Source organism: Thiothrix winogradskyi (genome assembly GCF_021650935.1).
Lineage (GTDB): Bacteria > Pseudomonadota > Gammaproteobacteria > Thiotrichales > Thiotrichaceae > Thiothrix > Thiothrix winogradskyi.
On the sequence record NZ_CP091244.1, the window covers coordinates 1,336,686 to 1,361,236 of the forward strand.

The following is a 24,551-nucleotide window of genomic DNA, read 5'->3' on the forward strand; positions in this document are numbered from 1 at the left end:
GTCGTTGCTTTTATCCGTTATTATTGCGCTGTGAAAATTCACAATATTCAAAATTTAGGAGGAGGAACGTTTATGTGGCATTTATCTAAGTTTGCATTGGCTATTGCCGCCACGTGTGTTTGCAGCAGTGCAGCACACGCAGCGGGGTTCGCTTTGGCTAATCAATCGGCTTCCGGCACGGGCAATGCGTTTGCGGGTGGAGCAGCGGCGGCGGAAGATGCGTCGACCGCATGGTCTAATCCGGCGGCAATGTTGGAGTTGGGTTCTGGTAAGCATGTTAGCGTTTCGGCACATCTGGTGGTGCCGGAAGCTAAGTTTACCAATGGGGCATCCGGACCAATGACGGGTATTGACGATGACGGTGGTAACAATGGTGTGGTGCCGGGTCTTTATGGCGCACGCAGTATCAATGACAAGCTCAGTGTCGGGGTCAGTGTCAATGCACCGTTTGGTTTGGGTACTGAATATGCCGATAACTGGATCGGTCGTTACCATGCCACTGAGTCAACTATCAAGACGCTTAATGTTAATCCTTCAGTCGCGTACAAAATCAACGATCAGTGGAGTGTGGGCGCGGGGGTAAGTGCGCAAAAGTTTGATGTTGAACTCAAACGGATGACACCGATACCCGGTTTGCCGGGCGACCACAAAGTGACCATTGCCGGTGATGCTACTTCCTTTGGTGTGAATGCTGGGGTGTTATTTAAGCCGAGCACTAATACCCGTGTGGGGTTGAGCCACCGTTCCGGCATCGACCATGATTTGGAAGGCACGGTGAGTGCGCCTATCCCAGCAGCACATCCGGCAGCGGCGGCGTTAAATACGGCAGTTACGGCGGAAGCCAGTCTGCCTGCCAGTACTTCCTTATCCGTGGTGCAAAAAGTTAACGACAAGCTGGAGGTCATGGGTGACGTGACCCGTACCGGATGGAGTAGCTTTGAGCGCCTGAAAGTTGTGCGTAGCGCTAATGGCTCAGTAGTGACCGATGATTATCAAGGGTGGGAAGATTCCGATCGTTATGCCCTAGGTGCTAATTACCAATACAATGATCGCCTGAAGCTACGGGTCGGTGTTGCTCGCGATAATACGCCCATTCCTAACGCGCAGTTGCGTACCCCACGGACACCGGATAATGACCGTACTTGGGTGGCAGTCGGGGGTAATTACGAACTCGCTAAAGGTTTGGACGTGGATGTTGGCTATGTACACATCAGCACCAAGGACACGCCAATTGATAACCGCAACGCGGCAGGTTTATTGCTGAATGGCAATTACGATAACAAAATGGATGTTGTCGGCGCTCAACTAAACTGGTCGTTCTAAGCTGCTTTCACCGCATCCCTAACCCTTCACCCGCAAGGGGTGGAGGGTATCAGAGAAGGTAGGCGGCGCTTTTATTGGGTGCGTTGGCTTTGGAAGAAGCCATACGCCGCCAGCCCGCAATACACGCCGGTTTGCCCGTGAATTGCGCCACCGCTAATGCCACCATTGCCAAGCGCGGTTTGCCATTCTTGTGCAATGGGTGCAAACGCATTCAGGGGTGCAGTAGTCGGGGTGCTATCCAGATTCAGGGTAAAGGTGTTGGGTCTGCCGCTCCAATAGCTTGCCATTCCCTCCGTATTCGTGAAATACACCACCGGGTCGTTTTCTGAGCCGCACAGCATGACGGGGGTGGTCGGTGTCCAGTCTCGTAAATCCGCCTCTTTCACCAGTGAGCGGATTTTATTGCTGGGGGTTTGACGGTTGGTTTGCAGATCGGTGAGGTACGCCGTGCGGAAGCTGTCTGCCAGCAAATGCGGTATACCAAAACCCGTTTGCTGGAAAGGCTGTAATGGCGGGGTCAGTTCTGGCGGAACACCACTGAAAATTGCGGTAGCAGGCAGTATACCCGCGATAACGGCGGCTTCATGCCCGCCAGTGCGCGGCAAGGCATCTTCCGCTTGTGCTGCAAAGGTGGCGGAATACACCTCAGTGGGTTGGGTGTAAATATCATGGGCTTTCTCTAAGGCGGTCAGGTACATCGGCGCAAACACAGTTGCCCCGCCATTAACGTAGCCCGCCATAATGGTATCGACGAAATCTAGCACGGTGTACGGTCCGGAAATGGGCGCGGATGCCCGTACTGTCGTGCCTTTGGCTTGCAAGGCTTTGTGGGTTGCCATCGCGACATAGCCGCCTTGCGACAGACCGGATACAAACAAATCTGCGGAGAGCTGCGCCCCGATGGTGGTGCTGTGTTCGCGCACATGCTCCAAGGCGTGGATCATTTCGGTGGTTTGCTGCTTTTCATCCAGATACGGGTGGTAATCCAGTTTAGAATCGGCATAACCGGCGTAATTGGGTGCAATGACGGTATAGCCGCGTGAGGCATAGAGTGCCAGCAGGATCATGGCTTCCGCTGAGGCTGGGTTGGTGGCTTCGGTGAGGAATTTTGATAGGTCATAGCGGATGTCGCTGGTCGTGCCGTGGGCATACAACAGGGCAGGGCGTGCGCCGCTGCAATTCGCTGTTGTGCCTTGCGGTAGCATAATCACGCCGCTGGAGTTGGTGGCTTCACCCGCACCGCCAACGGTATTGTATGCCATACGCATGATTTTGACATCACATTTGGCACTACCGGCAAGCGCATCGGCAACGCTAAACAAGGTATCCGCTGTCGGATCAGCGCTGCGTATGCTGGTGTACGTACTTGCACTGAGTGTGGCAACCTCAGTGGGTGGTGTTGATGCCGGTGTGATCGGGACAATGTTAACGGTTTTATTGTCATTGCAAGCGGTAAGGCTAGGCAGCATCGCGACTGCCAATGTTAGTGCGATGATTTTTCTTAACATAATGAAGTCTCCTCTCTCGTGTGTGTCAATAGTATGACACGGAATGCACCACAATTCAGGAGCTGTCAAATGCCATTGTTGCGATTGGCACTATTTAGTGTTTTGGGGTGTCTAGCGGTGGGTGGTGTGATTTTCGGCGTATCCAGTTCACGGCTTGCAGCACGCCTTTGCGGGTAACAACCCATTTTTCCAGCTCAAACTTGCCGGGAAAAATCATAATACCCAAACCGATCATAATGGTGATTAATCCTTGCCCCGGTAATACCAGCATGGTAATACCTGCTAATAATACGGGAAAACCCAACATATTGCGCACCATTGCACGGGGTTGCAACAGGACATGCCAAGCATGTGGGTGACGCGGACGGGTGAAATAATCGACGGGAATACGACCGACAAGCCAGGGCAATAGCAGTAACGATAGTACAAAGGTGATGGCAGACAAGATGCCGATCCAGATGAATAATGCTTCCAACAAAAAACCCCAAGGTGGTGAACGATGGGGTTGATTGTATGCCAGTTTGCTAAAAGCTGCGTTTAACCTTTAGTTGTCTGGGTTGGCTTTGATTTTGTGGATACTCAAATCGGCACCGTTGTATTCTTCTTCTTGTGATAAGCGAATGCCCATTGTTGCCTTGAGGATGCCGTACACCAAGAAGCCGCCCGCTGTCGCAATCGCCACGCCTAGCAGTGTGCCGGTCACTTGCGCTCCGAAGCTGACACCGCCCATGCCGCCTAATGCTTCCAGACCGAAGATGCCCGCAGCAATCCCGCCCCACACGCCGCACAAGCCGTGCAGTGGCCACACGCCCAGTACGTCGTCGATTTTCCATTTGTTTTGCGCAAGGGTAAATGTCCATACGAACAATGCGCCTGCGACACTGCCGACCACCAGTGCACCCAGTGGATGCATCACATCAGAACCCGCACACACGGCAACCAAACCGGCTAAAGGACCATTGTGGACGAAACCAGGGTCATTTTTACCGGCAATCAAGGCAGCGATAATACCGCCGACCATTGCCATTAAGGAGTTTATCGCCACCAAACCGCTGAGACCTTCCACTTTTTGCGCAGACATCACGTTAAAACCAAACCAGCCGACGGTCAGAATCCATGCACCAATCGCCAGAAACGGAATGCTAGAAGGCGGGTGTGCCGACATCGGCTTACCGTCTTTGGTGTAACGTCCGTGCCGATGCCCCAATAAAATCACCGCACCCAAGGCTAACCAGCCACCCATTGCGTGAACCACTACCGAGCCTGCAAAATCGTGGAAGGTGTAACCAAACATGCCTTTAATCCAGTCTTGTACCCCGTAAAGGTTGTTCCAGATCATGCCTTCAAAGAATGGGTAGATCAGTGCCACGATAAGGAAGGTGGCAATGAGTTGCGGGAAAAATTTCGCACGTTCCGCAATCCCGCCGGAAATAATCGCCGGAATAGCCGCCGCAAAGGTGAGGAGGAAGAAGAACTTAACCAGTTCATAGCCGTTCTTTTCCGCTAAAATACTGGCACTTTCAAAGAAGCCGACCTGATAGGCGACGTAATAGCCGATGAAAAAATACGCTATCGTGGAAACAGCAAAATCCACAATGATTTTTACCAGTGCATTCACCTGATTTTTGTGGCGTACTGTGCCCACTTCTAAAAATGCAAAGCCTGCGTGCATTGCCAGCACCATGACAGCCCCCATTAGCACGAACAGGGTATTTAATGCGGAAACCAGTTCTTCCATACCGAACCTCTCACCTAACAGCCAAAAGATGCGTCATCATAACCGCTGAATAATCAATGACTAGGGTGTGATGCACAAAATAGGTGAGGGTGGTGCAGTTTTTTTGCTGAAGGCAGCGTGAGGGTGCTAAATAATCACGTTTATTGTGCGTTGATATTTTTGTGCATTATTTTGGTGCAAAACTTGCACCAAAATGAAATAAGTGCATGAGGAAAAGTTGTGTGTAGCCTTTGCTCAATAGGCTTGTCAGTGACGGGTTTGAGTATATGATTATTGAGTATGGATACGTTTAGGAACTCAGGATGAATACAGTGTCGCGCATAATCAGATTCGATTTATTGTCATTACCCGGATTAAGCTTATTTTTAGGTGGCTTGCTGTGGGTTATGTCATTTACGCAGGTGACGTTCTATACCGACAGTGGGGTGGTCATGGGCTATTGGGTCGCCGCTACGGGTTGGCTGGGGTTCGGTATCTTCCAGTTTGCTTGGTATGCCAATTTGCTGGAACTGTTGGGCGTGTTGCTGATGTCGCGCTACCCGAATCGGGCGATGGTCTTGGTGGTGTTAGGCGTGTTATTGGCGGGGCAGGCTTTCTGGTTTACCGAGATTCCGGGGCAGGAAGCCAATATGCGGATTGTTGATTTGGGAATGGGATTTTGGATGTGGTATGCGAGTATCGTCTTGATTACGCTCGGCGTGATCTTTGGACCGACTGAGGAGGAGTGTTGTTCTCCCCCTCAGTCTGATAATGGAACAGCCGAAAGCAATTAGAAATCGCCTTCTGCACCGCCCCGCATAATGTCTGTCATGATTTCCTGTACTTTGACCGCTTCGGCATGAAGTTCAGGTGGCAGGGTTTTGCCGCCGTAAATCATCATGTCCATATTCAGGGAGTACAGGTGATATTTACCTTCCTTGTCCTGGATCATCGCAATGCGGCAAGGCAGATAAGCTGAGAATGCATCGCTGAAATCGACCATTTTCATGGCAGTTTGCGGGTTGCAGAACTGGTAGATTTTCAGGAAGCGTTGATCTTGCCCGGTTTCCAGCTTGACCTGTTCAGACAGTGGTAGCTCGCCAACGGCTTTAATATTGTGCTTATTGGCAATGGATTTCATGGACTCTTCAGCATCTTCCGGGGAAATGCCTTCAGCCAATGAATATTTAACCACGGTAGCATCCGCTGAGTTACCGGTTTCTTTCAACTTAGTCCACATATTCATGTAAACATCTTTTGCTTTGGGGTCAAAGCTGTCTAATGCGGCTTTTTCAGCGCCAATGTCCATATCACCCATTTGCGCCATCATCGGAGCAAATTTGGTGTAAGCGAATGCGCCGCCAACAATGGCAACCAAGCCAATAATGGCGAGAATATTGCGAATAAAGTTCATGAAATCTCCTACCGTAAGTGTCAAGGGAAGCCATTGAGTGATGACTTCCCCGAAGTTTTTATTCCCTATAATGACGAATATTTTATTGGGTACTAATCTTTGCCATCAGCGCGAAAGATTTTACGAATGGTCCAGCCATTGCAGGGTTCTTGAGCATTGCGCCGTAGTCACCTGACAAGAATTTCAGTTTGCCAAACGTGTAAGCAGTTCCCAGACCGACCATACCCATGGGTTCTTTGGTCCATTTCATCCAATCTTTACGGTCTGCACGCATATCCCAATCCGGGGTTTCGCCATTGTAATCGCCTGCGCGAACGCATTCGCCGTTTTCGACCACGAAAACGCCCATCGGCTTAGCTTCACCTTTCAGGCCACAGGTGATAATGGAATTGAACCCGATCGCGGCAAGCTTGTCTTTTACTTCAGGGTCAGCATTCCAGAGATCCTTGAGTTCGTTCATCCAGTCGGCAGAAAAAAGTTGTGGCATGGTTCCTCTCCTAGTTTGTGTTGATAATAACGGTTGTTTGCTATGCGACGTTACAAAACTGAAATTTACAAAACTCTATATATCTTGCATTCTAACGTTTCGCAACCTGTTAAGAAGTGATAATACCGATGCTGCGTCAATCTTTACTCCTCCCACTCCTCACGACGATAGTCACCCTCTCTCTGTCTGGTTTCAGCATGGCTGACACGCCAGCGGACTCCTTAGCGGTGACAGTGCGACCTTTGGGGGAGGTTTTGCAAGCATCTGAACGTAGTGTAACAGCAACACTGATCAGTTTGAACGATAGCACGCTCAGTGCTGAAATTTCTGCGAAAGTTACCCAGTTGCGGGCGGATACCGGCGATACCGTGCAAGCCGGTCAGGTGTTGGCGGAATTGGATTGCCGCGATCATCTGTTCGCCTTGAGTCAAGCCAAAGCAGGCGTGGATGCGGCGAATGCGCGTTATCAACTGGCGACGACGCAACTCCAGCGCAATCAGCGTTTGCGTAATACGGGTGTCGTTCCCGCTGAAGTGTTGGATAAAGCCGCCGCCGATGCCGAAGCTGCCAAAGCCGAGGTAGCCGTCGCCAAATCGCAAACCGACACCGCACAGCTTGCAGTTTCACGTTGCACCATCAAAGCGCCGTTTACCGGACAAATTACTAGCCGTAATGTGCAAGTCGGTCAGCAAGCGACACCCGGCACACCCGCGTTCCAATTGCTGCAAGACAAAGCCTTGGAAGTGAGCGCCAGTTTGTCGGTGGATGAAGTGCAGGATCAGACGCAAGGGGCGGAGTTACGCTTTGTTGCCGATGGCGTGAGCATTCCGCTGGAACGCCGTGCGGTGGTCGGGCAAATCGCCGGAAATACCCGCACGCAAGAAGTGCGCTTTACCCTCAAGGGTGAACATTCTTTGCCGGTTGGGCGCAGTGGGCGCGTGGTGTGGCAAGGTAAATTACAGGCATTACCCGCCAGTTGGGTGGTGCGCCGTGAAGGTGGTTTGGGAGTCATGCTAGAAGTGGATGGCATGGCAAAGTTCCATCCGCTCCCCGATGCGAAAGAAGGGCAGCCGGTGTTGACCGACTTGCCCACTTCGGTGCGCTTGATTGATCAAAACCGCTTGCGAGCAAGGGATGGGCAAGCCGTGACGGTGGAGAAACCCTGATGTATCGCCGCCTCATACAAAACCATGTTCTCGCGAACCTCACTTTCGTGTTGGTGCTGATTATTGGCTTCACCGCTTATAACGCAATGCCGCGCCAGCAAGATCCCACGATTAATTTCAACTGGATTTCGATTATCACCGCCTTGCCGGGGGCGAGTGCGGAAGACGTGGAAAAGCGCATTACCGACCCGCTGGAAGACGCGATTCGTGGCATACCCGACATGAAGTTTGTGTCGAGCAATAGCCGGGCGAATATTTCCAGCCTGTTGGTGCGCTTTGAAGACATTGACGAGCGAGCTTTCGATAAACGCCTTGCCGATTTGCGCCGTGAAGTCCAAAACGTCGAGAGCTTATTGCCAGCGGAAGCGATGGATTCGATTGTGCTGGAAATTACCACCGCGAATGCGTTCCCGTCGGCGATGATTGCGGTGCAAAGCGTTGCTGACGATGAAAATTTGCGCGTGCAAGCCAAAAATATCGAAAAAGCCCTTGAGCAGATTAAGGGCGTGGATCGGGTTGATCCGGTGGCGTTGGATGATCCCGAACTGCAAGTGCGTTTTGATACCGTCGCACTCGAATCCTTAGGGTTAACGCCGGGGCAATTGAGCGATACGGTACGCGCTTGGTTTCGGGATTTATCCGCTGGCAGTTTGGATGTGGATAAGCAAAGTTGGTTAGTGCGCTTAAGCGGCAAAACCAGTGACCCGCAAGCTTTGGGCGAATTGCCCGTTCCCGGTGTGCAGGGCGAAGTGCCATTGTCACGGGTGGCTAATGTGGAACGCGCCCGCGCCGAAGCCACCCAAAAGGTGCGTTTGGATGGCGAACCGGCGGTATTGTTCGCGGTGATGAAGGAAGACAAAGCCAATGTGTTGGATTTGGTGGAGCGCCTGAAAACCTACATCGACGCCCGTAACCAGCAAATCGGTGCCAGCGGGGTGAAGCTGGTGCTGGTCGATGACCAGACCATTCCCACCCGTGAAGCCATTGGCATTATGGAAAGCAATGCTCTGTTGGGCTTTGTGTTGGTGTTGTTCGTGACTTGGTTATTTCTGGGTTTCAGAATTGCCGCGCTCACTACCATTGGTATTCCGTTTACGCTGGCAGCGACGTTTTGGGTGTTGTCTGGCATGGGTGAAACCCTGAATGTGACGGTGTTGCTGGGCATTGTGATTGTGTTGGGGATGTTGGTGGACGATGCGGTGGTGGTGGTCGAATCCATTTATTACCGCTTACAACATGGCGTGGATGCGGTCACGGCGGCGGTGGAATCCATGCGCGAGGTGGCGTTGCCGGTGACGACCGCCGTGTTGACCACGATTGCGGCGTTTTTGCCGCTGATGTTGTTGCCGGGAATACTCGGCAAATTCATGCAAGTGATTCCGATGGTGGTGACGCTGGCATTGGCGATTAGCTTGATCGAAGCGTTTTGGATGCTGCCTGCGCACGTCGCCAGCACGAAAATGCGCTTTGATAAGCCGTCGCGGGTTCAAAAAATGCGGATGCGTGCTACCCATTGGATTCAAGTGAAATACGCCCGTTTGCTGGTGAAAGTTTTGCGCTTCCCGCGTGCGGCGTTGAGTGCGGTGGTGTTGATGTTTGTGCTGGCGGTGGGGATTGTCGGGGCAGGCTTGATTCCGATGAATTTCTTTGCGGCGGACAGTTTGCGGCTGTTTTATGTGAATGTGGAAATGCCGAGTTCCACCGCGCTGGACGAAACCATGCAAAAGGTGCAGCAAGTCGAGCAACAGGTGAAAAAGCATTTGCAGCCGGAGGATGCGCGTTCTGTCGTGGCTTACGCGGGGATGATGTTTACTGAAACCGAGCCGTTGTACGGGGCGCGTTACGGGCAAATGGTGGTGAGCCTTAAGCCCATGTCGGAAGGTTCGCGAGAGGTGAAAACCATTATTGAGGGGATGCGTGCCGATGTGGTGAACGTGCCGGGGGCGGTGAATATTGCGTTTCTGGAATTGGCGGGTGGGCCACCTGCGGCTAAGCCGATCAGTGTGAAAGTGCGTGGCGATAATTACGCCGAAATTCAGGGCGCGACGGCTGCGCTCAAGCAAATTTTGAATGCGAATCCGGGTTTCAAAGACATTACCGACGATGCCAGCCCCGGTCAGATGGAAATGACTTTGCGCTTGCGCCACGACAATATCCGCCGCGCTGGGGTGTCGCCGGATGAAGTCAGCCGCAGCTTGCGCTTGCTGGTGGATGGCGAAGTAGTCGCGGATATGCAGGATCAGGGCGAAAAGCTGGAAGTGCGGGTCAAACGCCAAGAGGGGGATTTGCGCACGGTGGATCAGTTGCTGGATTTCCGCTTGCCGACTGCGGATGGCGGCAGTGTGCCGTTGCGCGAATTGGTGGAGGAGCAGAAAGGCGTGTCGTTGGGCAATATTCGCCATTACAATTTCCGCCGCGCCATTACCTTGGAGGCGGATTTGGTGAAACGCCCGGATGAGCCATTTTACGAATGCCGCTTGCAACCGATGTTCAGCGGGGCAGCGCCGGATTATGCGCAATGTGCGCTGGATGCGGTGCAGGCGAATCAGCTCTTGCTGGAGGGTTGGAAACCTTATCAGGCGCAATTCCCGAATATTGATTTGGATTTTGCGGGGCAACTCGATGATATTCAGGAGAGCATGGATGCTATCGGGATGTTGTTCCTGTTTGGCGTGGGTTTGATGTATTTGATTCTGGGGACGCAATTTGGCAGTTATTGGCAGCCATTGCTGATTTTGTCGACTGTGCCGATGGCGTTTACCGGCGTGGTGTATGGCTTACTGGTGACGCAAAATCCGTTGAGTTTGTATACGCTGTACGGGGTGGTGGCGTTGGCGGGGATTGCGGTGAATTCGGCGATTGTGTTGATTTCTGCGGCGAATGACCGGCGTGAATTGGGGATGAGTGTATTGCACGCCACGGTGTATGCGGCGCGGCGGCGGGTGATTCCGGTGTTGATTACGTCCTTGACCACGATGGCGGGTTTGTTTTCACTCGCCACTGGATTGGGGGGCAAGTCGCTGATCTGGGGGCCAGTCGCGACGGCCATTGTGTGGGGGGTTGGGTTTTCAACCGTGCTGACACTGTTTGCGATTCCGGTGTTGTATCGGGTGTCGAGTCGGTCGACTCGTGTGGCTGGCGATAAATTTGGTTGAAATTAGTACGAATTTTTTGAAAAAAAACTTGTCATGTTAATCGCTATTTACATATAACCTGTTATCATAAATAAGTTGATTTTATCAATTTATCATGATTTTCAGAATAGGGGCTTCATCATGACATCCATACTATCCGGCGACAGGTCATCGTCAGTACAACATCATAAGGTGTTGTGGCTGATTCCGTTGTTGTTATTGCTGGCTTTGTTCCTGTCAGGGTGTGGGGGCAGTGGGAGTGGTGATGCGGCTACGCCGACAACACCGGTGGTGACACCGCCTGTGGTGAATCCACCTGTGGTGACACCTGACCCGGTTACGCCACCTGTGGTGACTCCCACGAATAAAGTGCCGTCGGCGTTGGATGCGAGTGCGACGCTGGTGGATGGCGCATCGGGTGAGATTAGCTTGGTGGCGGTTGATCTGGATGGCGATGCGGTTAGTTATGTGATCGTTAGTCAGCCTGCGCATGGTACGTTGGGGCGTGTTGGTGGTGATGGCAAGGTGAGCTATACGCCGACAGCGGGGTATGTGGGGGCGGATAGCTTTACCTATAAGGTGAATGACGGTAAGGCGGATTCGGCAGTGGCGACGGTCAAGCTGACGGTGAAGGCTAAGACGGATGGCGGCACGACGGGCAGTACTAATCATGCGCCTGTGGCGGTGGCGGGGAGTTTGACGGTTTCCAATAGCGGGGCTGATTGGGTGAAGCTGGAGGCGACGGATGCGGATGGCGATACGCTGACGTTCCGCATTGTTACTGAGCCAGCGCATGGTACGTTGCGGTTGGGGCAGGGCAATGTCTATATCTATACCCCGAATAGCAGCTATGAGGGCGATGATAGTTTTACGTTTGTGGCGAATGATGGGAAGGTGGATTCGGCTGCGGCGACGGTGGCGGTGAGGGTTTATACGAATGCGGCGGATAGTGGGACTCCTCAACCAGAGCAAATTTCTGGGCGGGTGCTGGATGGCTATCTGCGTGGTGCAAAAGTTTTCTGGGATTGCAACGGCAATCTTAAAATTGATTCAGATGAAATCAGTGTCGAGTCAGGCGCAGGCGGTCACTACAAAATCTCAGCCGCTCCAAAAGCCTCATGTAAACTGCTGGCAAATGTTCCTGCAACAGCAATTGATGAAGATACTAACAAACCTGTTGGTAAATCTGCATTATTTGGTGCGTTGCCAAACAATCCCAAAATCATCACACCGCTGACCTCCTTGGTTGCCTTCGACGTAATGACTGAAGCGGAGATGAAGGCAAAGTTTAGCCTTTCATTATCATTCAGGACTGACTACATACAAGCGGGCGTAAGTGGCGTTGATCAGCACAATGCTGCCCGTTTGGTTACGGTTGCTTTGCAATCAGTGGATGGAATAGTCAGAAATGCCACTCCCGCCGAGAGTAAAACTTCCATCAACCAAGCTGTTTCCCTTGTGCTTAACGGTAACTACAGTCCCAAAAGTGGACAGCCACTGACACCAGCACAAATTGATGCAGCCGCAGCCTCAATCCCACAACGCAGTACAAGACCTCTGCTTCCGGCTGTTAACTTTATGATTAACCCAAAAACAACGGCTAATTTGACTAAAGACCAACGTGATTTTGTTGAATCTGTATTGGAGTCTTTAAGAGAAATTGAAAAAAAATATAATGTTGTTTCAGCAATGAGAGTTAGGTGGAATGAGTTGCCCAAAGAAATACGTGATGAGCTTGGGGTAAAATCAGTAGTTATGCCGAATACTCCTGAAATTGAGAATATTCGATTAAATCTTCGCGCCGAAGCAGAAAAAACTTATAAACAAATAGAAATAGCTCGGTCTGATGCTACTGGAAAAATGGCGGATGTTGTAGCAAAAAACACACTTTCTATGGCTGCAAATTCCACAAAAGCTGCTCTCGATATTATTCCGGCAACTTCATTTGCTGGAAAGGCTATGCTTCCAGCAAAATCTACTATTAATCTAAAAGCTATCATTGATAAAGCTGACAAAATTGATGCTTTTAAAGATTTCTTAGGATGTGCCGGTGCTAATCTTGAAGTCATAATGACAATAGAGAAAACATATAATCAAGAAATAGATGTAAAGCAGGTAGTAGATGCAACAGTAGCTGTTGCTAAATGTTTTGCTCAAGGAATGAATGAAAATGGTAAGCTTGGGGTGGCTTTGTTGAGTATAGTAAAGTCCACAGGATCAATTTTAAATGCAGATCAGAAAGCATATCTGGAAATTTTCAAAGCAATAAGTGATATGATTTCCACTTTGTTTGAAATGACAGGGGCTTCATATTGGGGGGGGTGGTATGATGCAACAGTAGGTACATTTATCGATGGTCAAGTTGCAAAAGCAGAGCTAAATGAGGTTGGAGATAAAGCTATCGGTGTGATGATGAATGAAATGGAAAGGATTCATAAAGATTTTTTAGAAAGAACAAAAGATTATCGTGACTTATTCTTTTCTGCTCGAATTGATCCGTATATTATGGTCGATGTCGAAGCTGATTTCGATTTCTATTCATCGCCGAAATCAACAAACATACAGGCAGTATTTACGCCAGTTATCAGTGACGAGGCAAGAAAAAAAGGTGGCGGTTCTATCGGGTATGAATGGAATTTTGGTGATGGCTCAGGAATTTCCAGCAATTCTAATGTTACACATACTTATGCTAAAACAGGAAAGTATAATGTTACATTCACGGTGAAAAGTGTTGCGGCTGGTAATTCGTATAGTTTGTCTGTGACCAAAAATGTGCAAATAGGCTTGTCTGATGAGGCAATTAGAATCCTAAAAATGCGTTTTCAGTATCCGATTGTTATTCCTAGTTCTAAACGTGTTGCAGCCAAAGCAGAAAGCGCAACTGCTAGTGCTATCACCACAGAGCCGGGAGATTGTAAAGTGGCTGGCTTTAATTTTGGTGAGGTTGCTAATACCGTCGGAGTGATTCCTTACGATGTAATGATTTACAACAAGGTGACAGGACGTGTCCGTGGTGGACGTAGCTGCCTAACTGATACATCAGGCAATGTGAACTACGACTATGGTTCAGATTGGTTTTCAAATATGGAAACACATGGCGTTGATTTAGCGGAACACTATATGGTCATTACCGCAGGTCATACCGATAGATGCAGTGGCAAGCAGACAACCATTCGCCGCGATGACATCACCACCGACTTTGACTTAGGGGAAATCACCCTTTGCACCAGTGCCACAACAGACACGGATACCGACGGTATACCCGATGTTTGGGAACTGGAAAACGGTCTTGACCCTAAAAACCCAGCCGATGCTCCGCAAGATAAAGATGGCGACGGTATCAGCAATCTGGATGAGTTCAAGGGAAATACCGACCCAAGCAGGCTGGTTACACCACAGAACTTCCGCGCAACAGCCAGTGACGGCAAAGTAACGCTGACATGGGATAAAGTGGCAGGCGCAACCAATTACTGGGTGTGTCATGCAACGGAAACCATTAAAGAGTTGTCTAGTTGCACCTATGCCAACGGTACTTGGGTAAAGCCAATTGCAACGAATAATGTGGAAATACCGTTGCAGAATGGCGTGAAATACTACTTCAGAATGCTGGCTGAAAATGATAAGGGTTATGCCAGCGCAGCAAGTGAAGAGGCGACGGCTACGCCCGGCAAAGCCACTACTGGTGCAACCGGAAAACTCAACGACACCGGCATAACCACTTGTAGCAACGCATCAACCAACAGTCTGCCCTGCCCACAAGCAGATTTTCCGGGGCAAGATGCTGAATCAGGTCGTGATGCCAACCAAGCCACCAACAACGATGCCGATGGTCACAGAGGTTTCAGCTTCACCAAAATCAGCAGTACAGGCGCAGAACTACCCGCATCAGCAACCGCATGGTCATGTGTGAAGGATAACGTCACTGGCTTGATGTGGGAGGTGAAGACCGATGACGGCGGCTTGCATGACAAGGACTGGACGTACTCGTGGTATGAGCCGGATGGCAGCAAAAACAGCGGTAACGCGGGTACGCAGAATGGTGGAAATTGTGGAGCTACTAGCATATGTGATACTTCATCTTATGTTCAAGCAGTCAATGGCTCTGGTGGCTGGTGTGGTATGAGTAATTGGCGTATGCCAACGGTAGACGAACTTTTTGGTATTACTATGTTGGATCGTGATTCCAGTTTCTTAACGGCAGGTAAATTAGCGATAGATGCGACATATTTTCCAAATAGTACTTCAACGTTGATGACAGCAAATTGGACTGGTTATGAGTTTAATGAATATGCATTGTTTTGGTCAGCATCCCCATTAGCTTTTAATGGAGATGATTATGCATGGTACGTGGACTTTCATTTTGGCGGAAATAGTGGATACCATAAAAGTAAAGCATTTCAAGTGCGGTTAGTCAGCGGTGGGCGATGACGTGACTCATGCGGTTAAACTAATAGAAATTCAATATATCGGTCAGGCATAAATTTTATAAATATTTTATGTCTTATCATTGTGGTTAAAAGTTGGAGCGCTTTATTTATGTCAGATTTTATGTCAAAAGTCGCAGTGCCATTTTTATTGAGTGTGTTACCTATTTGTGGTAATGCTCAAATATGCCAAGTGGAAAATATCCTTTCTACAACTCCAGACAGTCAGTTTATTGATAACAATAATGGCACAGTGACTGATATTAATAGTGAACTAATGTGGAAAAAATGTACTGAAGGTCAACATGGTGATGACTGTAACAGTGGTGTTGCACAAACCTATAAGTGGGAAGTTGCACAAGAACAGATTGATATTGCTAACAGAGTAAGTTTTGCAGGTTATACGAATTGGAGGTTGCCCAATATTAAAGAACTGAGTTCGATTGTTGAAAGACAGTGCTACGAGCCTGCGATTAATTTGAGGCGTTTTCCAAATACGCCTTCCGCATTGTTTTTATCATCTTCTCCGTTTGATTTTGAGGGTAATAATGCCTGGGGGCTATATTTTCCTTCTGGTAGTGCAAGTTGGTTTCAGTATACATTCCACGAAGGCTATATGAGATTAGTGAGGGATGATGCAACTGTCACTATTACAAAAGTTGATAGTGTTGGCCCTTCTATTTTGGTTAGGAATTTGCCTACTGAAGTATCGGTAACGGGCTATCTTCCGGTGGGAACAGTCTTTGCCATTGAAAATGTCGTTTGCAACGGGGATTATTCTCAGGTTGGTTCTGGTTGGGTAAGCGTGTCGCAAACTTGTACGGCACAACCCGGTACACCTTCTACAGTACACGTAGTAGTCAAGGACGCAGAGGGCGGCAATGTTTTACCGAACGGGAATATTTCCTTGGAAGTGGCTGATAGTGCGGTATATGGCACTGGCGTATACGACTCCAGCGATGGTTCTTTGACGAAAAATGTCCCTGCTAAAGTAGAAATACACGGTGGAAATCTTCCAGCTACTGTTGTTTTTGCTATAGCAGATGTGGTTTGTAAAGGAGATTATTCTCGCACTAGCACCACTGTTTCCCAAACCTGTACGGCTCAACCCGGTACACCATCTACGGTGCGTTTGGTGGTTAAGGATGCGCCAAATGGAAATATTATACCTAGCGGGGACGTGTTTTCGTTTTCAGTAAAGTAGTGCATGAAAAGTGAAGGGGAAGCCGGACGTGTTCCGGCTTTTTCTTTCCCATTACCTTGAATGTCTGCATATTTGTGCATATCATTGACGTATGGATATTGAATTCGACCCCGAAAAAGCAGCCATTAACCCGATCAACCACGAAGGCGTAACCTTTGAGGAGGCGCAAGTCGTGTTGCTTGACCCTTTCGCGTTGACCCGTGAAGACGGTGATACCTTTGGCGAACAACGGTTCGTGAGCTTGGGTGTCGGGGCAAAACATCGGGTGTTGGTGGTCGTGTGGACGTTACGCGGTGAGCGTATCCGTCTAATTTCGGCGTGGAAAGCCAACCAACCACAACGGAGGGTTTATGCAAACCAATTCAGATGATATGTACAACAAATTCAAAGATTACGATTTCGCTGATGCCAAACCTGTAGAAAAAATACCTGCTTTGGCGAAATTGCAGGCGGAATCTGGCGGCAAAAGCCGTATCACCATGCGTGTTGATAACAGCATCTTGGCAGCCTTCAAAGCGCGTGCAGCAACCACAGGCGGCAGCTACCAAAACATGATGAACGAAGCGTTGAAGCAGTTTATCCAAGGGCAAGGGTTGGAAGATGTCGTCAGGCAAACGATTCAACAGGAATTGCGCTCACACGGTTAGGGTAAGTTGATAGTGCCAGTAGACGGCTGCTTGCCCTGAGATGAAAAAGCCGGACGTGTTCCGGCTTTTCCATTTTCTTGTATACTTACGTACATGAGGCTAGTAAGCATTGCCTTCAATTAATCAAGTAGGTGGATACATGGTCGTGGAAAATTTGCTGAACCGCATCACGGTAGACGCTGGCAAGTGCGGCGGTCGTCCTTGTGTCCGGGGGATGCGTATCCGGGTGCAAGATATACTGGGCATGTTAGCGGAAGGCATGGAAACTAGCGAAATCCTCGAAGATTACCCCTATCTGGAACGTGCCGACATCCGCGCCGTACTGATGTATGCCGCCCGCCAATTTGATCACCCCGTATTGCAGGCTGCCTAATGCGTTTTATCGTTGATGCCCAACTCCCGCCTGCATTGGCGCGTTTTCTGGCAAGCTTGGGCGAAGATGCCATTCATGTACTGGATGCGGGCTTGTTGGAAGCGAATGACGGCGAAATCTGGTCTTTCGCACTGGAAAATGGCTGGGTCATTATCACTAAAGATGATGACTTTCAGTTCCGAGCCTCCGTCAGCAAGCTGTACCCTAAAATTGTTTGGGTGCGTGTCGGCAATTGCTCCAAACAAAAACTGCTGGAAATTTTCAAAAAACACTGGGCAGCGATTAAGCACGAATTGGAAGCGGGTGCTTTCCTTGTTGAAGTTGTTTGATTGGCTAAGAAATTTTCTGAATTGTCAGCCAAAATGCCCCCTGAAGCACTCAAACAGCCCATCCCCTGCTACACTCCCCGCATGGGAAACAAAGACATCATCAGCAAATCCGTACTCGGTCATCTGGCAGCCGAGTTTCCGCAACTACTTCGAGATGCTCGAAACCCTCGCCGAAAACCATGACCTGCAACCTAACATCAAAGAGGCTGAACAAATGCTAACACAAGTGGATGTAACCAAATTTGCTTCCTATAGCTGGGGCATGAGAGATGGGATCGAGAAGGGTATCGAAAAAGGCATCGAGAAGGGCATTGTACAAGGCATCGAACAGGGTATCGAACAAGGTCGCAAAGAAGGCGAATTCAAAAAAGCTCAAGAAGTCGCCCGCAGTTTGCTACAACTGGGCGTAATCCCAGAAGCTGATATTGCCCGTATTGCAGGCTTATCACTGGAAGAAGTCCAGAAACTGCGGGTTCAACACTAATACTAGAGACTGCGGGTTCAACACTAATTCAGAAAGCAGACCGTGCCAGTAGGCGGCTGATTGCCCTGAGACGAAAAAGCTGGACGTGTTCCGGCTTTTTCTTTGCTGTGTTGGAGTGTTCCAGTATCTGCATATTGTATGTATAGTTAGAACATGAGAATCGAATACGACCCATGCAAAGCCGCTTCCAATCTGAAAAAGCACAAAGTCAGTTTTGAGGAGGCAGTTGAAAGCCTGCACGACCCATTGGCGCGGGTAATTTCCGACCCCGATAAATCCACCGCACGCGAGGCAGCACTTTATGCGTAACGAATACGATTTTAGCCAATCTAAACCCGCCAGCGAAGTTCCCCATTTGGCTAAACTTCAAGCGCAAGGCGGTAAAACCCGCATTACCATGTACGTGGATGATGATGTGCTGGCAGCCTTCCGCACACAGGCGGAGGAGCAGGGAATCGGCTATCAGACCGCTATCAATCAAGTATTGCGTGATTACTTGCACCAAGGTGAGTCAGTGCTGGAACAACTACTGCGCAAGGTCATTCGCGAAGAAATGCAAATACGCAGCGAAAGCTGAGCGCAGTTCGCCGCGATACGTTCGTAACGGCTATTTACCGGCAAGCCTGCTGCCGCACATTCGCTGCCTCCCTAAACAAGCGCACCGAATTATTGCGATCCCCCGCTTTAGATGCCAGCACTGCCTGACTTTCCAAATAAGCGGCGCGGTCATTCCGGCTTTGGCAATTCCCCAGTATCACCGGCGCAGGCGCACGTACCGTAGTACTCGGTGGATTGTTTACGCGCGGTGCAGGTCGTGCCGGGGCAGGCGTTGCCGCACGCGGTTGTATCACGGGCTGTGCAGGTCGTGCCGCAATGCGCGGGGTGGTGGTCGGGCGATTACGCAATGCCAGTTGTGCTTGGCGGCGCTGTTGCACCACACGTGGATTCGGCGGTGGAATCGGTGGCGGGCGGGTGACTACTCGTACTACCGAGTTGGCGGTATTGCCATAGCAATAAAACGATGAGGTGCATTCGGCAGCCGTCGCGGGGGTAATGCTGATGCCCAGTAAGAGGGATAGCAGCAGCGCAATCTTGGTTTTCATATCAGTTCCTGCAATAAGGGTCTGATACGAGTCTAGTCAAGGTTGCTGGATTCTGCTGCTATCTGATTGATATTTATGCTGATGCTAAGGCTACGTCGTAGTCCGGCTCTTGCGCGATTTCCGGCACTTGTTCGGTGTAAGCAACGTTACCGTCTTTAATGACGACGATAGCGCGGGAAAGCAAGCCAGCCAACACGCCGGTGGTAATGGTTACGCCGTAAGCGTTGCCAAAATCCTTATTGCGGAAGTCGGAGAGGGACATCACATTGTCCAAGCCTTCCGCGCCACAGAAACGGCTGTGGGCAAACGGCAGGTCAGCCGATACGCACAATACCGCCACATCCGCTTTGCCGCTGGCGAGTTCGTTGAACTTGCGGGTGGATGCGGCACAAACGCCGGTGTCAACACTGGGGTAAATGTTGAGGATGACGGTTTTGCCTGCAAAATCTTGCAGGGTAACGTCAGAGAGGTCGGTTTTGGTCAGGGTAAACGCAGGGGCTGCACTGCCCACGGCTGGCAGTTCGCCGCAGGTTTCCAGCGGATTGCCTTGTAAGGTGATAGTTGCCATCGGAAATCTCCTTGAGTGATTGATTAAGGTTTGTCGTTATACGCTTGCAAAGGCTTGTTCGAGGTCGGCGATAATGTCGTCAATGTGTTCAATGCCAACGCTCAAACGGATGGTTTCAGGTCTGACACCTGCCTGCAATTGTTCCGCTTCGGTCAACTGGCGGTGTGTGGTGGAAGCGGGGTGGCAAGCCAGTGATTTCGCATCGCCGATATTCACCAGCCGTTTGATGAGCTGGAGCTGGTCGTAGAATTTCACCCCGGCCTCAAAACCGCCTTTGATCCCAAACGTCATCAGTGACGCAGGCTTGCCGTCGAAATATTTCAACGCCAGTGCATGATACGGGTCATCGGGCAGGGCAGCAAAATTCACCCACTCGACCTTGGTGTGGTTTTTCAGGTAATTGGCGACGGCAATGGCGTTATCGCAGTGGCGTTCCATGCGCAATGCCAGCGTTTCCAAGCCTTGCAGAATCAGGAAGGCGTTGAAGGGCGAGAGTGCCGAGCCGGTATTGCGCAGGGGTACGGTACGGGCGCGACCGATGTAGGCAGCAGGCCCCAATGCTTCGGTGTATACCACACCGTGGTAGGACGGTTCGGGGTTATTAATGGCGGCGTAGCGTTCTTTGTTTTCTGCCCAGGGGAATTTGCCGGAATCGACAATAATTCCGCCCAGTGAATTACCGTGCCCGCCGATGTATTTGGTGAGGGCGTGAACCACGATGTCCGCGCCGTAATCAATTGGCGTACACAAAATCGGGGTTGCCACGGTGTTATCCACAATGACGGCGACGCCGTGTTTGTGCGCGGCGGTGGCAATCGCTTCGATGTCGACGATATTGCCCGCTGGGTTGCCGATGGTTTCGCAGAACACGGCTTTGGTTTTGGCATCAATCAGCTTTTCGATGGCTTCGGGGCTGTCGTTTTCGGCAAAGCGGACTTCAATGCCTTGCTTGGGGAGCATGTGCGCGAACAGCGTATACGTGCCGCCGTACAATTGTGGGGTGGCGACGATATTATCGCCCGCTTCGGCAATATTGAGAATGGCGTAATTGATGGCTGCCATGCCGGAGCTGACGACTAAGCCTGCAATGCCGCCTTCGAGTGCGGCGACACGCTTTTCCAGCACGTCATTGGTGGGGTTCATCAGGCGAGTGTAAATATTGCCGGGTACTGCCAGATTGAATAAATCCGCGCCGTGTTGGGCATCGTCGAATTCGTAAGCCACGGTCTGGTAAATCGGCACAGCCACCGACTTGGTGGTCGGGTCGGTGGTATAGCCAGCGTGGATGGATAGGGTTTCTTTTTTCATGGGAGTCCTCCTTAGTAGAGGCTGAAGGTATACCATACGCCCTTAATATTGACCATAGATAAGGATGTGCGATGCCTGAATTGCCCGAAGTCGAAACCACCCGCCGTGGCATTGAGCCTTGGTTAAAGGGGCATACGGTGAAAGCTGTGTGTATCCGTCAGCCAAAATTGCGCTGGCCTGTGCCGGATAGTGTTAACACATTGGCAGGGCAGGTGGTGCACGAGCTGACGAGGCGGGGCAAATACATTTTGCTGCATACCGATGCGGGTGTTGGGCTGATTCATTTGGGGATGTCCGGCAGTTTGCGGATTGTGGAAGCGGATTTAGTGCCGCGTAAGCATGACCATTTCGATTTGGTGTTAGACAGTGGCAAGGCGGTGCGTTACCACGATCCGCGCCGTTTCGGGGCGTTTTTGTGGGCAGAAGGCGACCCGATGCAACATGCTTTATTGTGCGAATTGGGACCAGAACCGTTGGAAGACGGTTTCGATGGGGATTATTTGTTTGAACGTTCGCGTAACCGCAGTGTGAGCGTGAAAGCATTCATTATGAATGCGCATATTGTCGTTGGCGTAGGCAATATCTACGCCAACGAAGCGCTGTTTCTAGCGGGGATAGACCCACGGCTGGCGGCGGGGCGCGTATCCCGCGAACGTTACGCTAAACTTGCGCAAACTATCCGCCAGATTTTGGCCTATGCCATTGAATGCGGGGGAACAACCCTGCGTGATTTTGTACGTGAAGATGGGTCGCCGGGGTATTTTAAGCTGGAGTTGAAGGTTTACGACCGGGCTAAGTTGCCGTGTGTCGTGTGCCAAAATCCCATTGCGCAAATCACCCAAGGGCAACGTTCCACTTGGTTCTGCCCCATCTGCCAAATTTGACTCATTGCTACCCTCTTGGTTGCTGAGCGTAGCCGAAGCATCGCCTTGCGGCTTGCCGCTGAGTCAAGTTCGGCGCGTACCCCTGATCGACATATCGGCTTCTTCGAGTACGCCATTCGCCATCAGTTCGCGTACTAATTGCTTGCGGATGCCTTTGTTGACACCAATATCCATGCCAATGCGGTAGAAAAGGAAGGAGGGAATCCCGATAATGACCAACCCGATCATAAAATACATGATAACTTCTGTATCCAACATAAAAGCCCCTTGCTTAATGTGCCGTTGTGCGATTGATTCGATTGTTTTTTAAGCGAAATAAACAGAGTCGCTCTTAAATAAGAATATTATATGAATAAGCTGAACAGGAAATTTACCGTAGCGCCAATGCTGGACTGGACTGACCGTCATTGCCGTTATTTTCACCGTTTATTGACCAAAAAATCCGTGCTGTATACCGAAATGGTGACAACAGGCGCATTGTTGCATGGCGACCCTGAACGTCACTTACGCTTCAATCGAGAAGAACACCCAGTCGCCTTACAATTGGGTGGCAGTGAGCCGCAGGAAATGGCGGCATGTGCGCGTCTGGCAGCAAGTTATGGTTACGATGAAATAAACATCAACGTCGGTTGCCCTAGCGAGAGGGTGCAAAAAGGCGCGTTTGGCGCTTGCCTGATGGCGGAACCGGATTTGATTGCGGAATGTGTCAGCACCATGCAAGCCGCCGTGAATATTCCGGTGACGGTCAAAAATCGCATTGGGATTGATGATCAGGATGATTACGCAGGCTTGCATCATTTTGTGAACACCGTGTCGCAAGCCGGTTGCCAGACGTTTATTATTCATGCGCGTAAGGCGTGGTTGAAAGGGCTGAGTCCCAAGGAAAACCGTGAGATTCCGCCTTTGCGTTACGAATTGGTGTATGAGATTAAGCAAGCGTTTCCGCATTTGGAGATCATTATCAACGGCGGCATTACGACGCTGGAACAATGCCAGCAGCATTTGCAGTACGTCGATGGGGTAATGGTGGGGCGCGAGGCTTATCATAATCCGTGGTTGTTAGCGCAAGTGGATTCAGCCATTTACGGGGTGGATGACCCGTTTCAGGATCGTAAAGTGGTGCTGGAAGCATTTTTAACTTACGTGCAGGAACAGCAGGCAGCGGGCGTGGCATTGAATCACATGAGCCGCCACATTCTCGGTTTGTTTCAGGGAATGCCGGGAGCGCGGGCGTTCCGGCGGCTGATCAGCGAGAATGCGCATAAGCAAAATGCGGGTGTTGAATTATTACGTGATGCGGCTAAAAAAATTGCTTGACCGACCTCTGTTTGCTCTATATTATATGCGCCTCAAACCGACAGTTCCTCGATAGCTCAGTCGGTAGAGCAACGGACTGTTAATCCGTGGGTCACTGGTTCGAGTCCAGTTCGAGGAGCCAAAATTCTGTATCATGGTGTACCATGATGATTCAAAAGCCCTTGCAGGCCGCAATCTGCAAGGGCTTTTGTGCGTCTGTCACCGTGGAAAACTTCAACACATGCTTAGTGCAAAAGTGAGTACAATAATGCGTACTTACTAACAAAATGAGGATGTGAATCATGGAAGCCATCAGTTATTCAGCTTTCAGAAAAGGGCTATCGAATGCCTTGGATAAGGTGGAGCAAGACCGCGTACCCCTGTTGATTACCCGGCAGAACGGCACGGCAGCGGTGCTTATTTCCTTGGATGAATACAACGCCTATGCAGAAACCGCGCATTTGGCAGCAAGCCCCAAAAATGCCGAACGCTTGAACCGTGCTATTGCCCAACTGGAAGCAGGGCGGGGCGTGGTGCGTGACATCGTGGAGGGGGAATAATGCTGTTATGTTGGGCTGATGATGCATGGGATGATTACCTACACTGGCAGCAAACCGACCGCAAAATCTTGAAGCGGGTGAATGATCTAATCAAGGATATGAAGCGCAACCCGTTTGAAGGCGTGGGCAAACCCGAACCACTCAAGCACCAGTGGGCGGGGTATTGGTCAAGGCGCATCACGGAAGAACACCGGATTGTCTATAAGGTGGAAAGTGACCACCTGTATATTGCTCAATGCCGTTACCACTATTAAGCCATCGCATCTATACCTCTTCTTCGGGCAATTCCGGCAAGGTGTAAGGCGTGGCAGCGAGTAAGCCGTGCATGTACATCAAGCCACCGTGCGGGCGATTAATCTCGGCTAGTTCGTAGATGTATTCAAACACCTCGTCCGCTTGTTCGGTGGGGACGGCGACCGTCAGCACTTCTTTTTCCGAGGTTTCGCCAATGCCGCGATAGCGTAGCGGGGTTAAACGCCCATTGCCGCGTGCGTAATGAATATCCACTGCGGTCAGCCCGCGTTCTTCGGTTAAGGCTTTGGCTACCTTCATGGCGCGACCTTTGGGCAGGATGCAAGTGATGACTTTTTGCGAAATGAGGGTGGGGGTAACGCTTAACATG

Annotated in this window: 27 protein-coding genes and 1 tRNA gene; 18 read left to right on the top strand and 10 right to left on the bottom strand. The window is 50.4% G+C overall.

The window, feature by feature from the left end:
* The first annotated feature begins 72 nt into the window (after nucleotides 1-72).
* Complete coding sequence (locus L2Y54_RS06780; RefSeq protein ID WP_236501050.1) at nucleotides 73-1,323, top strand: OmpP1/FadL family transporter; 1,251 nt, start codon at nucleotides 73-75, stop codon at nucleotides 1,321-1,323.
* 71 nt (nucleotides 1,324-1,394) lie between these two features.
* Here the strand turns inward: L2Y54_RS06780 and L2Y54_RS06785 are convergent, their stop codons facing one another.
* From L2Y54_RS06785 to L2Y54_RS06795, 3 genes are all read right to left on the bottom strand, one after another.
* Complete coding sequence (locus tag L2Y54_RS06785; RefSeq protein ID WP_236501052.1) at nucleotides 1,395-2,831, bottom strand: alpha/beta hydrolase family protein; 1,437 nt, start codon at nucleotides 2,829-2,831, stop codon at nucleotides 1,395-1,397.
* Between the two features lie 94 nt (nucleotides 2,832-2,925).
* On the bottom strand, nucleotides 2,926-3,306 hold the full coding sequence (locus L2Y54_RS06790; protein WP_236501054.1) for a PGPGW domain-containing protein: 381 nt from the start codon (nucleotides 3,304-3,306) through the stop codon (nucleotides 2,926-2,928).
* Between the two features lie 69 nt (nucleotides 3,307-3,375).
* Nucleotides 3,376-4,569, bottom strand: a complete 1,194-nt coding sequence (locus tag L2Y54_RS06795) for an ammonium transporter (RefSeq protein ID WP_236501055.1) — start codon at nucleotides 4,567-4,569, stop codon at nucleotides 3,376-3,378.
* A 386-nt stretch (nucleotides 4,570-4,955) separates the two neighbouring features.
* Between L2Y54_RS06795 and L2Y54_RS06800 the strand changes: the two genes are divergently transcribed.
* A complete protein-coding gene (locus L2Y54_RS06800; protein WP_236501056.1) occupies nucleotides 4,956-5,342 on the top strand; it encodes a hypothetical protein in 387 nt (128 codons plus the stop codon).
* On the opposite strand, the gene L2Y54_RS06805 is transcribed toward L2Y54_RS06800, so the two are convergent.
* Nucleotides 5,339-5,962 carry a DUF302 domain-containing protein gene (locus L2Y54_RS06805; protein WP_236501057.1) on the bottom strand — a complete coding sequence of 208 codons (624 nt, stop codon included), beginning with the start codon at nucleotides 5,960-5,962 and terminating at the stop codon, nucleotides 5,339-5,341. The genes L2Y54_RS06800 and L2Y54_RS06805 overlap by 4 nt on opposite strands.
* Before the next feature lie 82 nt (nucleotides 5,963-6,044).
* A complete protein-coding gene (locus tag L2Y54_RS06810; protein ID WP_236501058.1) occupies nucleotides 6,045-6,449 on the bottom strand; it encodes an SCP2 sterol-binding domain-containing protein in 405 nt (134 codons plus the stop codon).
* A gap of 197 nt (nucleotides 6,450-6,646) precedes the next feature.
* On the opposite strand from L2Y54_RS06810, the gene L2Y54_RS06815 reads away from it, so the two are divergent.
* The 11 genes from L2Y54_RS06815 (at nucleotide 6,647) to L2Y54_RS06865 (ending at nucleotide 18,787) form a co-directional block, all read left to right on the top strand.
* Nucleotides 6,647-7,615 carry an efflux RND transporter periplasmic adaptor subunit gene (locus tag L2Y54_RS06815; protein WP_236501059.1) on the top strand — a complete coding sequence of 323 codons (969 nt, stop codon included), beginning with the start codon at nucleotides 6,647-6,649 and terminating at the stop codon, nucleotides 7,613-7,615.
* A complete protein-coding gene (locus tag L2Y54_RS06820) occupies nucleotides 7,615-10,770 on the top strand; it encodes an efflux RND transporter permease subunit (RefSeq protein ID WP_236501060.1) in 3,156 nt (1,051 codons plus the stop codon). The genes L2Y54_RS06815 and L2Y54_RS06820 overlap by 1 nt, the downstream gene beginning before the upstream one ends.
* 120 nt (nucleotides 10,771-10,890) lie before the next feature.
* Complete coding sequence (locus L2Y54_RS06825) at nucleotides 10,891-15,177, top strand: Ig-like domain-containing protein (protein ID WP_236501061.1); 4,287 nt, start codon at nucleotides 10,891-10,893, stop codon at nucleotides 15,175-15,177.
* Between the two features lie 108 nt (nucleotides 15,178-15,285).
* Nucleotides 15,286-16,377 carry an Lcl C-terminal domain-containing protein gene (locus tag L2Y54_RS06830; protein WP_236501062.1) on the top strand — a complete coding sequence of 364 codons (1,092 nt, stop codon included), beginning with the start codon at nucleotides 15,286-15,288 and terminating at the stop codon, nucleotides 16,375-16,377.
* Between the two features lie 91 nt (nucleotides 16,378-16,468).
* Nucleotides 16,469-16,747: a BrnT family toxin gene (locus tag L2Y54_RS06835; RefSeq protein WP_236501064.1), complete on the top strand. Its 279-nt coding sequence runs from the start codon at nucleotides 16,469-16,471 to the stop codon at nucleotides 16,745-16,747.
* Complete coding sequence (locus L2Y54_RS06840; RefSeq protein ID WP_236501066.1) at nucleotides 16,728-17,024, top strand: BrnA antitoxin family protein; 297 nt, start codon at nucleotides 16,728-16,730, stop codon at nucleotides 17,022-17,024. Before L2Y54_RS06835 ends, L2Y54_RS06840 begins: the two co-directional genes overlap by 20 nt.
* A 139-nt stretch (nucleotides 17,025-17,163) precedes the next feature.
* Nucleotides 17,164-17,397: a DUF433 domain-containing protein gene (locus tag L2Y54_RS06845; protein ID WP_236501068.1), complete on the top strand. Its 234-nt coding sequence runs from the start codon at nucleotides 17,164-17,166 to the stop codon at nucleotides 17,395-17,397.
* The gene (locus L2Y54_RS06850) at nucleotides 17,397-17,726 is read left to right on the top strand and encodes a DUF5615 family PIN-like protein (protein WP_236501070.1); all 330 of its coding nucleotides are present in this window, start codon (nucleotides 17,397-17,399) and stop codon (nucleotides 17,724-17,726) included. Before L2Y54_RS06845 ends, L2Y54_RS06850 begins: the two co-directional genes overlap by 1 nt.
* 154 nt (nucleotides 17,727-17,880) lie before the next feature.
* Entirely contained in the window at nucleotides 17,881-18,210 is a 330-nt protein-coding gene (locus L2Y54_RS06855) for an RpnC/YadD family protein (RefSeq protein WP_236501071.1), read from the top strand.
* A 153-nt stretch (nucleotides 18,211-18,363) separates the two neighbouring features.
* Nucleotides 18,364-18,519, top strand: a complete 156-nt coding sequence (locus tag L2Y54_RS06860) for a BrnT family toxin (protein WP_236501072.1) — start codon at nucleotides 18,364-18,366, stop codon at nucleotides 18,517-18,519.
* On the top strand, nucleotides 18,512-18,787 hold the full coding sequence (locus tag L2Y54_RS06865; protein ID WP_236501073.1) for a BrnA antitoxin family protein: 276 nt from the start codon (nucleotides 18,512-18,514) through the stop codon (nucleotides 18,785-18,787). Before L2Y54_RS06860 ends, L2Y54_RS06865 begins: the two co-directional genes overlap by 8 nt.
* Before the next feature lie 34 nt (nucleotides 18,788-18,821).
* Here the strand turns inward: L2Y54_RS06865 and L2Y54_RS06870 are convergent, their stop codons facing one another.
* From L2Y54_RS06870 to L2Y54_RS06880, 3 genes are all read right to left on the bottom strand, one after another.
* Nucleotides 18,822-19,313, bottom strand: coding sequence for a hypothetical protein (locus tag L2Y54_RS06870; protein ID WP_236501074.1), 492 nt, complete (start codon nucleotides 19,311-19,313; stop codon nucleotides 18,822-18,824).
* A gap of 73 nt (nucleotides 19,314-19,386) precedes the next feature.
* A complete protein-coding gene (gene tpx / locus L2Y54_RS06875) occupies nucleotides 19,387-19,881 on the bottom strand; it encodes a thiol peroxidase (protein WP_236501075.1) in 495 nt (164 codons plus the stop codon).
* A 36-nt stretch (nucleotides 19,882-19,917) separates the two neighbouring features.
* Entirely contained in the window at nucleotides 19,918-21,189 is a 1,272-nt protein-coding gene (locus L2Y54_RS06880) for an O-acetylhomoserine aminocarboxypropyltransferase/cysteine synthase family protein (RefSeq protein WP_236501076.1), read from the bottom strand.
* 71 nt (nucleotides 21,190-21,260) lie between these two features.
* On the opposite strand from L2Y54_RS06880, the gene mutM reads away from it, so the two are divergent.
* Entirely contained in the window at nucleotides 21,261-22,073 is an 813-nt protein-coding gene (mutM, locus tag L2Y54_RS06885; protein ID WP_236501077.1) for a bifunctional DNA-formamidopyrimidine glycosylase/DNA-(apurinic or apyrimidinic site) lyase, read from the top strand.
* A 63-nt stretch (nucleotides 22,074-22,136) separates the two neighbouring features.
* On the opposite strand, the gene L2Y54_RS06890 is transcribed toward mutM, so the two are convergent.
* Entirely contained in the window at nucleotides 22,137-22,331 is a 195-nt protein-coding gene (locus tag L2Y54_RS06890) for a hypothetical protein (protein ID WP_236501078.1), read from the bottom strand.
* Nucleotides 22,332-22,421: 90 nt separating this feature from the next.
* On the opposite strand from L2Y54_RS06890, the gene dusA reads away from it, so the two are divergent.
* From dusA to L2Y54_RS06910, 4 genes are all read left to right on the top strand, one after another.
* Complete coding sequence (gene dusA, locus L2Y54_RS06895) at nucleotides 22,422-23,390, top strand: tRNA dihydrouridine(20/20a) synthase DusA (protein WP_236501080.1); 969 nt, start codon at nucleotides 22,422-22,424, stop codon at nucleotides 23,388-23,390.
* A gap of 45 nt (nucleotides 23,391-23,435) precedes the next feature.
* A tRNA-Asn gene (locus L2Y54_RS06900) sits at nucleotides 23,436-23,511 on the top strand.
* Nucleotides 23,512-23,671: 160 nt separating this feature from the next.
* Nucleotides 23,672-23,929, top strand: a complete 258-nt coding sequence (locus tag L2Y54_RS06905; protein WP_236501081.1) for a type II toxin-antitoxin system Phd/YefM family antitoxin — start codon at nucleotides 23,672-23,674, stop codon at nucleotides 23,927-23,929.
* A complete protein-coding gene (locus L2Y54_RS06910; RefSeq protein ID WP_236501082.1) occupies nucleotides 23,929-24,183 on the top strand; it encodes a Txe/YoeB family addiction module toxin in 255 nt (84 codons plus the stop codon). The genes L2Y54_RS06905 and L2Y54_RS06910 overlap by 1 nt, the downstream gene beginning before the upstream one ends.
* A gap of 10 nt (nucleotides 24,184-24,193) precedes the next feature.
* Here L2Y54_RS06910 and L2Y54_RS06915 read toward each other — a convergent pair whose 3' ends face one another.
* Complete coding sequence (locus L2Y54_RS06915; RefSeq protein ID WP_236501083.1) at nucleotides 24,194-24,550, bottom strand: hypothetical protein; 357 nt, start codon at nucleotides 24,548-24,550, stop codon at nucleotides 24,194-24,196.
* Between the last annotated feature and the right edge of the window lies 1 nt (nucleotide 24,551).